General features: G+C 51.8%; 15 protein-coding genes and 1 other RNA gene. 7 read left to right on the top strand and 9 right to left on the bottom strand.

Annotated elements, in window-relative coordinates:
• Positions 1 to 71: 71 nt before the first annotated feature.
• Positions 72 to 704, top strand: coding sequence for a dephospho-CoA kinase (gene coaE, locus ACEW81_RS05110; RefSeq protein ID WP_373531889.1), 633 nt, complete (start codon positions 72 to 74; stop codon positions 702 to 704).
• Positions 667 to 1,911: a hypothetical protein gene (locus ACEW81_RS05105; protein ID WP_373531888.1), complete on the top strand. Its 1,245-nt coding sequence runs from the start codon at positions 667 to 669 to the stop codon at positions 1,909 to 1,911. The genes coaE and ACEW81_RS05105 overlap by 38 nt, the downstream gene beginning before the upstream one ends.
• A gap of 7 nt (positions 1,912 to 1,918) precedes the next feature.
• Here ACEW81_RS05105 and rnhC read toward each other — a convergent pair whose 3' ends face one another.
• The 3 genes from rnhC to ACEW81_RS05090 all read right to left on the bottom strand — a co-directional run bounded on the left by rnhC (position 1,919) and on the right by ACEW81_RS05090 (position 3,716).
• Entirely contained in the window at positions 1,919 to 2,896 is a 978-nt protein-coding gene (gene rnhC, locus ACEW81_RS05100; protein ID WP_373531887.1) for a ribonuclease HIII, read from the bottom strand.
• Between the two features lie 153 nt (positions 2,897 to 3,049).
• Positions 3,050 to 3,382, bottom strand: a complete 333-nt coding sequence (locus ACEW81_RS05095) for a hypothetical protein (RefSeq protein WP_373531886.1) — start codon at positions 3,380 to 3,382, stop codon at positions 3,050 to 3,052.
• Between the two features lie 91 nt (positions 3,383 to 3,473).
• Complete coding sequence (locus ACEW81_RS05090) at positions 3,474 to 3,716, bottom strand: hypothetical protein (RefSeq protein WP_373531885.1); 243 nt, start codon at positions 3,714 to 3,716, stop codon at positions 3,474 to 3,476.
• 318 nt (positions 3,717 to 4,034) lie between these two features.
• On the opposite strand from ACEW81_RS05090, the gene gatA reads away from it, so the two are divergent.
• The 3 genes from gatA to ACEW81_RS05075 all read left to right on the top strand — a co-directional run bounded on the left by gatA (position 4,035) and on the right by ACEW81_RS05075 (position 7,259).
• Positions 4,035 to 5,501, top strand: a complete 1,467-nt coding sequence (gene gatA / locus ACEW81_RS05085) for an Asp-tRNA(Asn)/Glu-tRNA(Gln) amidotransferase subunit GatA (protein ID WP_373531884.1) — start codon at positions 4,035 to 4,037, stop codon at positions 5,499 to 5,501.
• 183 nt (positions 5,502 to 5,684) lie between these two features.
• Positions 5,685 to 6,593 carry a methylenetetrahydrofolate reductase gene (locus tag ACEW81_RS05080; protein WP_373531883.1) on the top strand — a complete coding sequence of 303 codons (909 nt, stop codon included), beginning with the start codon at positions 5,685 to 5,687 and terminating at the stop codon, positions 6,591 to 6,593.
• A 141-nt stretch (positions 6,594 to 6,734) separates the two neighbouring features.
• Positions 6,735 to 7,259 carry a hypothetical protein gene (locus ACEW81_RS05075; protein WP_373531882.1) on the top strand — a complete coding sequence of 175 codons (525 nt, stop codon included), beginning with the start codon at positions 6,735 to 6,737 and terminating at the stop codon, positions 7,257 to 7,259.
• A gap of 15 nt (positions 7,260 to 7,274) precedes the next feature.
• On the opposite strand, the gene ACEW81_RS05070 is transcribed toward ACEW81_RS05075, so the two are convergent.
• The 4 genes from ACEW81_RS05070 to purL all read right to left on the bottom strand — a co-directional run bounded on the left by ACEW81_RS05070 (position 7,275) and on the right by purL (position 11,484).
• Positions 7,275 to 7,454, bottom strand: a complete 180-nt coding sequence (locus ACEW81_RS05070; RefSeq protein ID WP_373531881.1) for a DUF5522 domain-containing protein — start codon at positions 7,452 to 7,454, stop codon at positions 7,275 to 7,277.
• Between the two features lie 84 nt (positions 7,455 to 7,538).
• An RNA gene (gene ffs / locus ACEW81_RS05065) (signal recognition particle sRNA small type) lies at positions 7,539 to 7,638 on the bottom strand.
• A 44-nt stretch (positions 7,639 to 7,682) separates the two neighbouring features.
• On the bottom strand, positions 7,683 to 9,146 hold the full coding sequence (purF, locus tag ACEW81_RS05060) for an amidophosphoribosyltransferase (RefSeq protein ID WP_373532488.1): 1,464 nt from the start codon (positions 9,144 to 9,146) through the stop codon (positions 7,683 to 7,685).
• 61 nt (positions 9,147 to 9,207) lie between these two features.
• The gene (gene purL, locus ACEW81_RS05055; protein WP_373531880.1) at positions 9,208 to 11,484 is read right to left on the bottom strand and encodes a phosphoribosylformylglycinamidine synthase subunit PurL; all 2,277 of its coding nucleotides are present in this window, start codon (positions 11,482 to 11,484) and stop codon (positions 9,208 to 9,210) included.
• A gap of 177 nt (positions 11,485 to 11,661) precedes the next feature.
• On the opposite strand from purL, the gene ACEW81_RS05050 reads away from it, so the two are divergent.
• Positions 11,662 to 12,294, top strand: a complete 633-nt coding sequence (locus ACEW81_RS05050) for a pentapeptide repeat-containing protein (RefSeq protein ID WP_373531879.1) — start codon at positions 11,662 to 11,664, stop codon at positions 12,292 to 12,294.
• Between the two features lie 191 nt (positions 12,295 to 12,485).
• Positions 12,486 to 12,770 carry a hypothetical protein gene (locus ACEW81_RS05045; protein WP_373531878.1) on the top strand — a complete coding sequence of 95 codons (285 nt, stop codon included), beginning with the start codon at positions 12,486 to 12,488 and terminating at the stop codon, positions 12,768 to 12,770.
• A gap of 179 nt (positions 12,771 to 12,949) precedes the next feature.
• Here the strand turns inward: ACEW81_RS05045 and speB are convergent, their stop codons facing one another.
• Both speB and speE read right to left on the bottom strand, forming a co-directional pair.
• A complete protein-coding gene (gene speB, locus ACEW81_RS05040; protein ID WP_373531877.1) occupies positions 12,950 to 13,858 on the bottom strand; it encodes an agmatinase in 909 nt (302 codons plus the stop codon).
• Positions 13,858 to 14,718: a polyamine aminopropyltransferase gene (gene speE / locus ACEW81_RS05035; protein WP_373531876.1), complete on the bottom strand. Its 861-nt coding sequence runs from the start codon at positions 14,716 to 14,718 to the stop codon at positions 13,858 to 13,860. Before speE ends, speB begins: the two co-directional genes overlap by 1 nt.
• Positions 14,719 to 14,811 lie beyond the last annotated feature (93 nt).

Genomic DNA, 14,811 nt, shown 5'->3' with positions numbered 1-14,811 from the left:
ATTGCCGACATTGATTTCATTGTACGTGATCTTTCAGTCGTAAGCAGGCAAGCGTAAACAGGGATGAACGGATGACGGGAAAGCGCAACATCAGTTTTAAAATTGGCATTACCGGCAATGTTTGCACCGGAAAAACTTTGGTGCGCACCGTGCTTCAGCGCAATGGGGTCAGTACGCTGGATGCGGAAGAGGCCGCCATGAACCTGCTTTCCGACAACCCTGAACGGCTTTCTATCCGACTGACTGATCACTTTGGTGGTGGAGTGGTTGATAACCGGGGACGTCTTTCCCGAAAGGCCCTTTCTCGTGTGTTATATACCGATCCCGCTAAAAAGGCGCTTTTTGATGAAAAGCTAACCCCCGTGATTCGGGATGAAATGAAACGATTTTTGTACAGTTCGGTCGGTAGCTATATCCGGGCGGTGGAATCTCCCACCTTGCTGGAAGATGATACCCGTCATCTGTTTGATGAAGTCTGGATGGTAACAGCCCAAAATAGTATTCAAATCGAGCGGTTAAAAAGTCGTAACATGCTGACTCAGGTAGAAGCCCTCCATCTGGTGGACTCTCAATGGCCCCAGGAGAAGAAGGCCAGCTTGAGCGATCGGATTATTGACAATTCCCGTGATATTCACCAGACTGAAATTCAAGTCAGGGAGATTCTGGATGAAATCAGGCAAAAATTACTTAAAAATAATTTGTAAAACCGTTTTGCCCTTGGGCTTGTCGGCCAGTTTGTGTTTTCCGGCGGCTTACGCTTTTCCTTTTTTTAAAAAAAAGCCCCCCGCCCAAGAACTGCCCCCCAAGGTTAAAATTTCGCCTGAAATGATGAATATTGAGGGTCAGCCGCCCAGCTTGCAGCCCTTGCCCACGCAGCCAAAAAGGGGCGGTGGAACACCTGCTTTCGGCATTCAGCCTGCCGATCCTGTGCAGGAAGTGAGTCAAAAGAAAATTTTTTCTCAGGCATTGCTGGCGCAAACCCAGCCGGTGACTCGCGCCCAATTGGCGGAAGTGATGGTAAAGGCCATGGCTTATGACACTACCTTGCTAAGCCAGTTTCCCTTTTACCGGGATGTACCGCTGGAAAACCCTGCTTATATGCCCATTGAGGTGGCTCGTGAAAAAAAATTAATGGAATATCAGCAGGATCACGGCTTTTATTACCCCGATAAGCCCATAACGTATGGCGAGCTTTATTTGGTCATCTCACGAGCCATTACCGGCCCTCCACTGGAAGCCCCCCGAGCGGCGCATTTGCTGCGAAATATTCCAGAGCGAGCCATGCTGACACCGGAACTGTACAATGCGGTGGCCAAGATGGCCCAATCCCGTTTTTTTGAAAAAACCTGGCGGCATCAAACCCGGTTTGAGCCGGTGGCTGAAACGGTAACACCCCAAGGGCTGGCCCCTTTTGTGGCCTACATGATGTTCTTGAAAGAGCGGCGAACCCCTGTCACCGCCAGTGATCAGGTGAATCCTCAGTTACCTGCCGGTTTGAAGTTGGTGATCTCACCGTCTACGGGTATTTTGGAGGAACGGCTGAAAGCGGGCGGGCGCATTCGGTTTCAGTTAATCAACGCCGTAGAAACCATTCCCAGAGGGAGCATGGTTCGAGGAACTGTTCAGGAGGCTTCCACGGGTCGAACCTATCAGATCATTTTCAACAGCATTCAAGCCACCGATGGCAAAACCTACGATACACGGGCGGAGTTAAGCGTTTCTTTTACAGCCAGAGACAAGTTGGGTTTTATTGTGCCGGGTGAAACCTTTGAGGTGATCACCTTGCCCGCTGAACCAGCCATCGTACCGGTTGAATCGCTTCAAAGCGAGCCGCCCCCGCTGACCCCGCCCAATCCCAACTTGCCTGACAGCAAAATTTTGAGGCAACCGGCCAAAACCATTCCCCAGTAGTGTTCGCTTACAATTCCGCGGTGGTTTTAAAGTGCAGTTTGGCGACTTGTCCCAGCGCGTCTTTTCCGCTTTGAGCCACTAAGGCTCTGGCCCGTTGTTTCACAATGGGATTGGCCCCAAAGGGAAGCTGGATGCCAAATTGTTCGGATAAGTTCCGCATGCCCTGGGTGAATCGATACCGGGCTACAATACTGGCCGCGGCTACTCCCACGTTGGCTTCCGCCCGAGGCGTCTGGTGCAGGGTAATGCCTTTGCCTTTTTCTTTTAATTGAGACAGGATGTAGCGCTCATCCCCGAATTTATCGGCAATGGCCTGGTTGCAGTCTGGATAACGCTCCAGCAGTTTTTCAATGGCCACCGCATGGCCCCATGCCAGCAGGTGATTCAGGTTTTTCCCGCCGCTTTTTAAACGATCGTATAGGGCGTTGTATTTGGCAGGTCCAATTTCCACCACGGCTACGGCATCATCGCCCACAATATCCAGTAAATCCCGGTACAGGCTACCAATCATGGCATCGGTCAGTTTTTTGCTGTCCATAACGCCTAGTTGCTTCAGTTCGGCAATGGTTTCATCGGTAACCATCACGCCTGCAATCACCAAAGGCCCAAAATAATCGCCTTTCCCCGATTCATCGGTGCCAATGTAGCACCCCTGAATGTCAATAATGCCCGATGATTTGGCCGGACTTTTCCCGGAACTCGCCGCTCTGGGGGTGCTGGCCCCGGTGGGTGTTTTAGCGGAGGGCGCTTCGCCCAGCAAGCCGGTCATGTGGTCCAGCAGTGAATCGCTGCTGGCCTCCAGATACAGGGTGCCATTGCTGAATTGCTTGGCCCGTAGCCAACCGGTGGCCGCTGTCCCATCCAGTCGATAATCGCAATACTGCTCGGTTTTCTCAAGCCAGGAAGTGGCGGGCAGCTTCTGCAGGGCATCCTTGAACTGTTTTTTCTGGGAAGGCTGTTTCAGGGTGTACTTGGCGGCAGGCACAATAAACGCTCATTTCAATCATGATAACAATCAGCAAATCGCTGCAAATTCTATCCTAGCCGAAACTCGGGGTTGGCCAGAAGTATTTTGTGGAGAGCTTCATTTTGCGCCGAGAACTTGCGTCCTGAAATTGCGCGGCGAAAATGGGAGGGCTTATTTGCCCATCTGCCCGAAGGTGGTTTCAATATTTTTGCTAATCACCTTATCCAGGCTTTCCATGTCTTTGCTGATGGCGTCCCGCTGGTTGGTGATGCGTTTCAGGTGCATGTCCAAAATTTTATCGGCCTGTTCTAAATTTTTGATGCGGCCTTCCAGAATTTTAGCGGCAGGCGAGTTTGGATCCAGCTTGGCGGATAGGTTAAACACACCGCTGCTCATATTGGCATAGAACATTTTTTGCTGTTCTATAAATTGCCCTTCAAGTTCCAGATCCGCCTTTCGGGAGATCAGGCCCATGAGTCTGGCTTGGTTTGCCGCAAAGCCCATAGCTGGCTTTTCCTATCCTCTGGTGTGCCTTGTTGAGTCCATGTCCGCATAAACGCAAGAGATGCCGAAAAGATGCGCGTCGCATGATTTGTTAGAAGGTCCGGGACATTTTATTGCCCCGCATTTCGTAGGGATTGAACTGATTCAGTGTGGTTTCAATCCGCTCCAGTTTTTGAGCTTCCAGCATGTAGCGATACTTAAGCAATTTCATGCGGCTTTGGAATGTTATCAGGTTATACACCGACTGAACGACTCCCATAACCACTGTTTCAACCGGATTGTTCCGTTGAAAAAAGTTTTTGGTAAGCGATAGGAATAACTGTGGACTGGCCAAAAGTAACCCCCTTGCTTGTGTCGTTTCATAAAAGTGTCTAACTATTAATAAAAAAACAAGTCGAAGGCGAAAGTTGACTGAAATGCAACAATTTGTTACGTACTGGATGAAATTTGGATATTGATTAGATATCTGTTTTTTGAAAAAAAGCCCATCCTGATACTAAAATTACCGAAGCTCGGGAGCTTGGTTCGAGAGAACGTGGGCAAAGGTGACGGGGGATTCAGAGGCGAGGAAGAAGGGTTAGGCTTTGCAAGGGCCTTTGGGGTACAATCCTGTCATATTTGCCCCCATAGGAAAGAATTGGACACCCTAGCCATGACCGACAAACTGAGCGCACTTTCCCTGCACGAACAAATTAAAAACGGCCAAAAAAGTGCTGTTTCCGTTCTGGAAGATACTTTTAAACGGATTGACGCCGTGGACTCAAACGTGGGCGCATTTATTTCTTTAACCCGTGAGCTGGCCGCGGAAACCGCCGCTGAAGTGGATCGCATGGTCCAGGCCGGGGAAACCTTGCCCCTGTTGGCCGGTGTGCCGTTGGCCGTAAAGGACAACATTAACGTTAAAGGCTATCCCACCACTTGCAGCAGCAAAATTCTGCAAGGCTATATTTCTCCGTATGATGCCACGGTCACCCTGAAGGTGAAAAGCCATTTGTTGCCGATTGTAGGCAAGGCCAATCTGGATGAGTTCGCCATGGGCAGCTCTACTGAAAACAGCGCCACTCAACTCACCCGCAACCCCTGGGATCTGGAACGGGTTCCCGGTGGTAGTTCCGGTGGTTCCGCCGCGGCGGTGGCTTCTCAGCAAACATTGTTGGCTCTGGGTTCAGATACCGGCGGTTCCGTGCGTCAACCCGCCGCTTTTTGCGGCTTGGTTGGTTTAAAACCTACTTATGGGCTGGTTTCCCGCTATGGGTTGGTGGCGTTTGCCAGCAGTCTGGATCAGGTCAGCCCTTTTGCCCGCAACGTGAAAGACGCCGCCGCCATCCTGCAAGTGATTGGCGGGTTTGATAACCGGGATTCCACCTCTCTGGACCATCGCTTGCCGAATTATCTGGAGAACATTGATAAACCCGTTGAGAAGCTGAAAGTGGGTATTATTACCGAGCTTAACGGCGATGGCATGCAGCCGGAAGTGACTGAATCCTTCCGCAAGGCCGTTGAAACCTTTGAAAAACTGGGTGCCGAGGTGCATACCTTGTCGATTCCCAGCATTCGCCACGCAGTGGCTTCCTACTATATTATTGCCACTGCCGAGGCCAGCTCTAACCTAGCTCGATTTGACGGGGTTCGTTACGGTTTGCGTAACGAAGGGAATACTATTTACGAGACTTACTGCAAAACCCGTGCCGAGGGCTTCGGCCCTGAAGTGAAGCGCCGCATTGTGTTGGGGACATTCTCTTTGAGTTCCGGGTACTACGATGCATACTACGGCAAGGCTCAAAAGGTTCGCAAGTTGCTAAAAAGCGAATTTGACAAGGCTTGGCAGCAGGTGGATGTTCTGATTTGCCCCACCTCCCCCACCACGGCCTTTAAAATTGGGGAAAAGGCCAACGATCCGGTCAGTATGTATCTTTCCGATATTGCCACCATTCCGGTGAATCTGGTGGGTATCCCTGCTATTAACGTGCCTTGCGGCTTTGATCAAAGCAATCTGCCCATTGGTTTGCAGATTATGGGACCGCATTTGTCTGAGCAAAAGCTGTTTCAGGTGTCTCAAATGTTTGAGACGGCAACCGGTCTAGCCAATTTAACGCCAGAAGCGGCTTTGGCGGTTTAAATCCTTTCATTTACAATTTCAAACAGGCTTTCGGTGGTGTTGAATCACCGGAAGCCTTTTGCTTTTGCTAAAATAAAAGAAATGTTCATTCAGTATGAATGTTAGTTTTTTAAATTGAGGATAGCAGGGCTTGCCGACATTTTCGGCGTTTGAGTTGAGGCATGCAGTAAGGAACTTGGCACGTTGTCGCTTCGGGATAAGTTAGCGTCCGGGCAGCCGGTCATCACCGTGGAACTATCGCCCCCCAAGGGGACCGATGTGACCCGCTTACTTGAAAACGCGCTGGCCTTAAAAGGCAAAGTGGATGCCATTAACGTGCCGGATTGTCAGCTATCCATGCTGAAGATGAGTTCCATGGCCACCTCCAAGCTGATTCAGGATCATACTGGCATTGAAGCCGTGTGGCAGCTCACCTGCCGGGATCGAAACCTGATTGCCCTGCAAGCGGATTTGTTAGGCGGATACGCCCTGGGCTTAAGAAACGTGCTGGCCCTCACCGGCGATCCGGTGCAAATTGGTGATCAGAAAGAATTCGCCAAGCAGGTGTTTCACCTGGAATCGGTGCGTTTGCTGGATTTGATGAAAACCATGAATAACGGCAAAGACGCTTGTGGTCAGGCGCTGAAGGGCCAAGGTACCGATTTTACCATTGGGGCGGCCATTAATCCGTTTAAACTGGGGAACCGGGCTCAGCAGTTGCGCTTAAAGCAAAAAATTGAGCGGGAAATTCATTTTTTTCAAACCCAGCCGGTGTATCACCCCGAACCCGTGGAACAGACCCTGGCCTTGCTTCAGGATATTGGGCATGAATTGGGTTGTCAGCCTCCCAAGTTGCTATTGGGCATTATTCCCCCCCGATCCGCGCAAGCGGCCCGCCGTATGAATCAGGAAATTGTGGGGGTCAACATCCCGGAAAGCTTTATTGAGATTCTGGAGCGCTCCTCCCAACCGGTGCTGGAAAGTATTCGCTACTGTGCCGATGTGGTTCACCAATTAAAACCCATGGCCGATGGCTTTCATTTTATGCCGGTCGGAATGGCGTCTAAAGTGGGCCTTCTTTTGGATGCCTGTTTTGCGGTTTCCTCCACTTGAATGATCCCCTGCCTTGATTCAAACCCTAGAATGGCTTGAAAGCCTTCTTTGGATTGTTGGGGCCATGGTGTCCCCGGTTGAATGCGGGCTTTATTTCTAATTTTCAGAAACCCTAATAAGTGCGAGGCAATTGAAACCTTCATGAAAAACTGGCAATTGAATCTTCCCGTTAGCCTGTTGGGTCTCGCCTTGATGGTGGGTACCTGCTTACCTTTGGTCGCGCAGGCGCAGGATGCTGATACAGAGGATTACGCCACCCCGGCGGTCAGTAATCAAATGGGGCGCAAAATGCTACATCTGTTTTCCAGTGATTTTCCGCCCAATATGGTAGGTCAATATCCCACCCCGCCGGTGAAAGAAACCCTGTTTTGGCAATTACTGGACAAGGAAATGGCGGCCACCTCAGATTTAACCCTGACCGATAACCTGGAAAACGCGGATTATCGCATTGAACTACGTTGTGGCGGGATGTTCCACTGCTCAAAGCTGCTGGTCGATGTCAAAAACCCGGATCGTATTGTTTTGACTTCTTTTAAACTGGAAAAATTCGCGCCGCTTTTCGGCTTGGGTGCGCCCCGGCTCGGGCAGGTGGCTCGGGATTTAAGCCGCACGCTGGATGAACGGATTCAATTGCTGGATAAAGGCGGGTATGGCCACACCGATTGATGCGCCTGAGGTTTTTTAGGGCTTCTTAAAGTCATAAGGGCAGTGGCGGCAGGTGTTTTCGCAACACAAGCCTCGTGCCAGGTGATACAGCGACGTGAACACCAGAAAACCGGTCTGGGCATCTGTATAATAATGCTCGCCTTTGGCGACGGCATCCGCATGCTGTTGATGGTAAGGGGCGTCGGGGATGGTCACGGGTTCAGTCACTTTAAAGGTGCTTTTGATTACTCACTTGAACCATTAAAAACCGCACCCCGTCATTTGTTGCCAAATGCCGGTTCCGGCTGACGGCCTTGCAGTACCCGCAGGGGTAGACTTATTGCTGCTACGTTCCCGTCCTGACAAGGTTCATCCTCCATGCGCCACGCAAGGATCATACCGGAGGTGCGGTTAGCCAATACTATAGCACACCCAACACCGGGTTTATAGCGCAGTATTCACGCAGCTGGAATCTACCGTTTCAGGCTTTCCTGCCGGATAATCTCCGCTAAAGCAGGCGGTGCAAGGGGCATCATAACCCGCCACCTCCGCCATATCCTGAACGGATAGGTAAGCCAGCGAATCAACGCCCAGAAACTCCCGAATGGCCTCGGTGTTTTCCATTTGGTTGGCAATCAGCTCTTTTTGCTGAGACATATCAATGCCGTAATAACAGGGATGCTTGACCTTGGCTGAAGAAATCCGCAAGTGCAGCTCTTTCACCCCGCAATCTTTCAGCATTTTTACCAAATTGCGGCTGGTATTGCCGCGCACAATGGAATCATCCACCACCACCACCCGCTTGCCGTTCAGCACGTCTTTCAGGGGGTTCAGTTTCAGTTGAATGCCTTTTTCCCGCAATTCATGGGTGGGGCTAATAAAGGTACGGCCCACATAGCGGTTTTTAATCAGCCCTTCCACATAAGGAATCCCGGATTCCCGGCTGTATCCCACGGCGGCCACATTCCCGGAATCGGGAACCGGAATCACAATATCAGCCTCAATATCCGGAGAAATCTGGGCCAGACGACGCCCCAGATTCATGCGGTAGTTGTACACGGATTGCCCGTGAATCAGGCTGTCAGGGCGGGCGAAATAAACCAGTTCAAATACGCATAAATGTTCTTTTTTGGGGCCTTCCAAAAATACAGATTCGGTGCGCCCTTTGCCATCCAGTTCCAAACCGGCGTAATAATCATTGAGGGTGGCAATCATAATCTCGCCGGGTTCAATATCACGCTCGTAGGTAGCGCCCACAATATCTAAAGCGCAGGTTTCCGAGGCCACCACCAAGGCGCCATTTTTGGTGCGTCCCATGCAAAAAGGCCGCAAGCCATGTCTGTCTCGGGCCGCAATCAGGGTATCTCCGGTGGAAATCACGATGGAATAAGCGCCTTCGCAGGCTTCCAGCGCTTCTTTTACCGCCTCTTTCAACGGCTTGCCCTGATTTAGCAGGTAGTTAATGTAAATCAGCATCAAGTGGCTATCACTGCTGCCATGAACCAGATATTGATGCTGTTTTAAAAAGTCTCGCAGCGCTTCGGTATTGATTAAATTGCCATTGTGGGCCAGCGTAATGCCTCCAAACGGGCTCCGGGCCACCACAGGTTGGGCGTTGTCTAGATTACTGGCCCCGGTGGTGGAGTAGCGGGTGTGGCCAATTCCGATTTGGCCGCTCATGCTGTCTAGCAGGGATTCGTTGAACACCTGATTGACCAGCCCCATTTCCTTGTGGATGCGCAGTTGGTGGTTATCAAACACTGCCATGCCGCAGCTTTCCTGTCCCCGGTGCTGAAGGGCATACAGGCCGAAATACAGGGTATGGCCCAGCCCTGCCGAGTTTTTATCCAGAATGCCAAAAACGCCGCATTCTTCGTTAATGGACTTGTAGGGGACCATATCGGTCATCCCGGCGGATAATGTGGTATCCGGGGCTTTCTCGGAGGCGCTGTCAGGCGTAGTAGAACTGTTAAAGGATGGCAAGGGTCTGGCTCCACAAGGTTTTAAGGGGGGCAAGCGGGATGGCGGGCTGTTGTTGATCCAGAATGAGCGTAAAACCGTCCACTGTGTGTCCCAGTGGCATCCAGTCCATCATTTCGCCGCAGCGGGCTTTTAACGCTTCTTCCTGATCAGGACGATAGGCCACAATGTAAGTGCCGCCGGTTTCGCCAAAAAGGCGTTCTTCCAAGCGCAGTTCGGGGGCTAAATCACTGATTTTCAGCTCAAGGCCTACTTCATGCTCAAAGGTCATTTCCAGCAGGGTGGGCAGCAAGCCGCCAATGGAAACATCCTGCACGGCCTGAATGTGCTGATGTTCAATCAGGGACAGCACCAGATCCATGGCCCGTTTTTCATGATTCAGGTCCACTTCCGGTGGGGGGCCTTCCACCTTGCCGCTCCGCAGCTTTTGGTATTCACTACCGCCCAGCTGAGGCTTAAAGCGACCCAGCAAAGCCAGTTTCAGCCCCGCTTCCCGCAGGGCGGGCGTCATGACCTGGCGGTCATCCTCAATCAGGCCAATCATGGCGATGGTTGGGGTGGGGTAAATGGGCTCACCAGAATGCTCGTTGTACAAACTGACGTTGCCGCTGATTACCGGTGTTTCAAACACCTCACAGGCGTCTTTAATGCCTTGTACGGCGTAGAAAAGCTGATAGTAAATATCCGGCTTTTCCGGGTTGCCGAAGTTCAGGTTATCGCTCACCGCTAAGGGCAAGGCCCCGGTGCAAACCAGGTTGCGGCAGGCTTGCGATACGGCGAACATGCTGCCCCGATAGGGTTCTAAAAATACATAGCGGGCGTTGCAGTCCACGGTCATGGCCAGGGCTTTTCCTGAGAATGCGCCATCTTTTTGACGAATCCGAATCACCCCCGCCCCCAGATTTTCAGAGGCCAGCAGGGTATTGTTCTGAACGTGGCGGTCGTACTGGTTGATAACTCCGGTGGGCCTTGCGATGTTGGGAGAGGCAAATAGGCGGTGCAGCCACTCGGCGGTCTCACTGAGCTGAATGTCGGGCAGTGCGGCCTTTACATCTACCAAGCGCCGGTTTTTGGCGGTTTCCGGCTCTATGGGATTCATGCCCCGGTTGTAGGAAGGGGCCAAATCGGCCAGCAGCTTGGCGGGTAAATCCACCACCTTTTCCCCTTGGTGGAAAATCTGGATGTTTTCGTTCTCGGTAATTTCGCCCACAATCACGGCAGGAATGCGCCATTTGGCGAACACATCCAAAACCGGCTGCTCTCGCCCTTTTTCCAGCACCATCAGCATCCGCTCCTGCGATTCCGACAGCAGGTACTCATGGGGCTGCATGTCCGGTTCACGGGCCGGTACTTTGTCCAAATCCATAATCATGCCCACGTTGCCCTTGGCAGCCATTTCGCAACTGGAACTGGTTAACCCGGCGGCGCCCATATCCTGGGCAGCAACGATGCAACCGGTGGCAAAGGCTTCCAGACAGGCTTCAATCAAAATCTTTTCGGCAAACGGATCACCCACCTGAACCGCTGGACGGTCCTCGTTGCTGTTTTCATCCAGCTCCTTGCTGGCAAAGGCCGCCCCGCCCATGCCATCCTTGCCGGTGGCCGAACCCACATAGAGCACGGGGTTGCCCACCCCTCTGGCTGCGGAAGGCATTTCCTCGCCCTCGTATAAAATGCCAACGGCCATGGCGTTGACCAGCGGATTGCCGCTGTAGCATTCGTCAAAAAAAACTTCTCCGCCCACCGTGGGAACGCCCACGCAGTTGCCGTAATGCCCAATGCCATTAACGGCGTTGGCAAACAAAAAGCGGTTGTGGGTTTTGGTGGGATCGGTGTCATTGCGATCGATAAAACTCAGCGGCCCAAACCGCAACGAATTCAGGTTGGCGATGGGGCGGGCGTTCATGGTGAAAATATCTCGTAAAATACCGCCCACGCCTGTGGCGGCCCCTTGAAACGGTTCTACCGCCGTGGGGTGGTTGTGGCTTTCAATTTTAAAAGCAATCTGAATGCCGTCCCCAATATCAATAATGCCCGCGTTTTCTCCGGGGCCAGCCACCACTCGGGGGCCTTTATTGGGCAGCAGCCTTAACAAATGCCGGGAATTTTTGTAGCAACAATGCTCGCTCCACAACACGCTGAACATGGCGATTTCATTGGCGTTGGGTTCCCGGTGCAGATGGTTGCAAATTTTCTGGTATTCCCCTTCGGTAATGTTCAGGGATTTCAGCAGAGACTGGGTTTCCGGCGAAAGAGTGGCAAGCATGGCGGCGTACTTTCCTGATTGTAAATCTGGTTAACGGAACGACGAGCGCTGTTTTTATGGCCTTATTATCCCGTAAAAGCACCCGCATTCCAACAACCACCGCACCGGACTGAGGGCATTGACCCCCTTATAGACGCCAAAAGATTTTTGAGATTTTATAAAAAATAGTGGTGCTGTTTGCAAAATGGCCCGGTTTCGGCTTTAATCGCATCCATGAATCATTATGCTGATAAGTCGCTCAATAAAGCGCAAATTTTTGAACTCATTATCCGGGACGGCGTGGAAGCGTTTAACAATTACCGTCGTTCTCAGGAGTATCGTCCCATCGATCTTTCCGGGCTGGATTTTACGGCCAAGGACCTGACCGCCATTAACTTTAGTGTGGCCGATTTAACCGGCTGTACTTTTGATTTGGCTTGCATGAACGATGCGGTGTTGATTATGGCCGATTTGTCCCGCTCCTCTTGCCGGGAAACCGATTTTTATATGGCCAACCTGGAAGAAGCGGATTTGCTGCACTGCGATTTGCGGGAAGCCAAGTTGGGTGGCGCCTCTTTGGTTGAAGCGGTTTTAACTGGCTCTCAGGCTGGTCAAACCGATTTTAAAGACGCCAATCTGACCCGAGCCAATTTACAGAAATGTGAGTTTCAGGACGCTGATTTTACCGGCGCCATCGTTAAAAGCGCAGACTTTAGAGACGCTGCAATTGAATGGGCCAATTTTGAAGGGGTGCAATACGATGAAAGCACCCGCTGGGGCAGCAAACCACCCGCCTTTGTGGCCGCTGGCATTGTTCCCAAGCCTGAATAAGCCGTTTTTCAATATTCTTCAAAAAGGGCTGATTAAAAAATAAGGGCTCTGGGTATTAAATCCTTGCGTCTATTTAAAAACGCTGGATTTACCTACCACAGGCGTTAGTGCAAGTTGACAGCGAACTGCCGTGTTCGCTTATTCTCATCGGGCTATCGATATTTTTTACCCATTTTTGGGAGATCAGCTTCATGCGGGATATCGCTATTGAATGGGCCGTGGCGCCTTTTGCAATCACTCATGCCCTGAGCTTGTCAGCGGCTGATGTGGCCCTGGCTTTGGAGGAATCCAATCGAGAAAGCCGATGGACCGGGACTGGTTGTATTTTTTCGGATTGGGAGCCGGTTGCTCTGGATGAATTAGCGGCCTTTCATCGGCAAGCTTTTTTATGGCGATTTTTAAAAGATCGCCCTCAGCTTTTGCTGGGAGCGGGGATGAACCCCTCGATCTCTCTGGCTGAGGGCCAATCGCCCTGATTTGAATTTGTTTGAATGCCATTCCATTTTATTGCGAGCAGCGCGAATAACCGCCCCGGTATGGACAGACCGGGGTTTTTTATTACAAAACTTCGCTGCGTTATTGGGAAAAACTCAGGCCGTAAAAAAGCCCCGCTGCGTAAGCCGGGGCTTTAATCATTGTTTTTTTGTGTGAGGGCTTAACGCAATGCGGAGCCGCTGGCCATTGCGGCCTGTGGGACATCGATCAATGAGGCGGGGGTGCCCAGCAATATTACTTCCCGAACTACTTTGGCCGCTACCACGTTGGAAACACCGGAGGGATCATAGTGCGGAGAAAGCTCCACCACATCAGCCCCCACGAAGTTCAAGCCCTGAAAGGGCAGTAGCCATTCAATGAAGGTGCTAAAGCTCATTCCGCCGGGTTCAGGGGTGCCTGTGCCGCAAAGAATGGAAGGGTCCAGCACGTCTAAATCAATGGTCAAAAACACCGGGCGTCCGCTCAAACGCTGCAAGCCCCGAGCGATATCCGCTTTGGTTTCCAGCAAAGTGCCATTGTGGCGCATCCACTCAAATTCTTCTTTGGGGCCGGAACGAATGCCAATTTGCACCAGTCGCTCCGGGCCAATCAGCTCGGTCACCCGGCGAAGCACGGTAGCGTGAGACAGTTTTTCGCCCAAATAGTCATCCCGCAAATCGGCGTGGGCATCAAAGTGTAATACGGCCAAATCCGGGTATTTTTCCACATAGGCCTCAATCACCGGAAAGGTGACCAAATGCTCCCCGCCCAGACCCAGCCAGCGCTTATTGGCGGCCAGTACGTCCCGGGCGTTTTCCCGAATCATGGTCAGAATGGCGTCCCGGTTGCCGCAGGGAAATTCCAGTTCTCCTGCATCAAAATAGTTGACGCCGCTTAATTCGGCATGTTGCAGCGGCGAGTAGGTTTCCAGCCCCCAACTGGCATCTCGAATGGCCGCAGGGCCAAAGCGGGTGCCGGGACGGAAGGAGGTGGTGCCATCGTAGGGCAAGCCCACCAAAACCCAGTCTGCCTGGGTGTAGTCTTCACAAGCGCCCATCCAGCTGCGGGGAATAAACGGGCCACGCAGCATTAACCGGCCACTCCGGCAGGCTCAGGGTTAAAAATCGCTTTCACGTAGTTGGGCAATACAAATACGGTTTTGTGAATCTCTTGATTGTAGAAGCGACAGGTTTTTTCCAGTTCGCTCGCCACCGGGGCATTGATGTTTTCCAAAGGCTTCAGCCCTTTGGAGCAGAAGCTCCAGGTCCACTGCCCGCCCGGATAGGAAGGGATACAAGCCGTGTAAGGCTGCACATAGGGGAACACCGATTTCAGCAGGCGATTGATCCGGATGCACTCATCGGGAACGGCCACCGGCGATTCGCTTTGGCAGGCCATAATGCCGTTTTCTGTTAAAGCGGCCAGCACATGGGTGTAAAACTCCTGGGTAAACAGTTTTTCACCGGGGCCAATGGGATCGGTGGAATCAATCAAAATCACATCGAAGGTATTGGGGTGTTCCGCAATGTAGGCAGCCCCATCCCGCACTTCAATTTCCACTTTGGGATCATCCAGTTTGCCTGCGATAGAAGGCAGATATTTTTTGCAAACCTCAATCACTTCACCATCAATTTCACACAACACCGCCCGTGCCACGGAAGGGTGTTTTAACACTTCCCGTATGGTGCCGCCGTCCCCGCCACCAATGACCAGCACGTTTTTGGGGTTGGGGTGGGCCAGCATGGGAATATGGGCAATCATTTCGTGATAGATAAACTCATCCCGCTCCGAGGTCATCACCATGCCATCCAGAAACAGCATGCGACCCAAAGCCACGGTATCAACCACATCCACTTCCTGAAAATCGGACACGGAATGGTGCAATACGCTGGAAACCTTGTAGCCTAACTCGGTTCGATCCTGAAACCGTTCTCTGACCCATAAATCCATGCGTATTTCCTCCAATGTTCAAAAACTGCAATGATTAACAGGAGGATACCTTGAATACTCCTGCAAAGAAAGGCGCCTGGGCGGTGGGAACCG

Source organism: Vampirovibrio sp., assembly GCF_041737375.1.
Taxonomy (GTDB): Bacteria; Cyanobacteriota; Vampirovibrionia; order Vampirovibrionales; family Vampirovibrionaceae; genus Vampirovibrio.
Note: the sequence above shows the minus strand (reverse complement) of the source record. Positions and strands in the feature narration are given on the sequence as shown.

What these genes read in the sequence shown, in the direction of transcription:
- coaE (WP_373531889.1), top strand. Translation starts at nt 72, where the DNA reads ATGACGGGAAAGCGCAACATCAGTTTTAAAATTGGCATTACCGGCAAT.
- gatA (WP_373531884.1), top strand. Translation starts at nt 4,035, where the DNA reads ATGACCGACAAACTGAGCGCACTTTCCCTGCACGAACAAATTAAAAAC.
- ACEW81_RS05105 (WP_373531888.1), top strand. Translation starts at nt 667, where the DNA reads ATGAAATCAGGCAAAAATTACTTAAAAATAATTTGTAAAACCGTTTTG.
- ACEW81_RS05095 (WP_373531886.1), bottom strand. Translation starts at nt 3,382, where the DNA reads ATGGGCTTTGCGGCAAACCAAGCCAGACTCATGGGCCTGATCTCCCGA.
- ACEW81_RS05075 (WP_373531882.1), top strand. Translation starts at nt 6,735, where the DNA reads ATGAAAAACTGGCAATTGAATCTTCCCGTTAGCCTGTTGGGTCTCGCC.
- speE (WP_373531876.1), bottom strand. Translation starts at nt 14,718, where the DNA reads ATGGATTTATGGGTCAGAGAACGGTTTCAGGATCGAACCGAGTTAGGC.
- speB (WP_373531877.1), bottom strand. Translation starts at nt 13,858, where the DNA reads ATGCTGCGTGGCCCGTTTATTCCCCGCAGCTGGATGGGCGCTTGTGAA.
- ACEW81_RS05045 (WP_373531878.1), top strand. Translation starts at nt 12,486, where the DNA reads ATGCGGGATATCGCTATTGAATGGGCCGTGGCGCCTTTTGCAATCACT.
- purF (WP_373532488.1), bottom strand. Translation starts at nt 9,146, where the DNA reads ATGACCGATATGGTCCCCTACAAGTCCATTAACGAAGAATGCGGCGTT.
- purL (WP_373531880.1), bottom strand. Translation starts at nt 11,484, where the DNA reads ATGCTTGCCACTCTTTCGCCGGAAACCCAGTCTCTGCTGAAATCCCTG.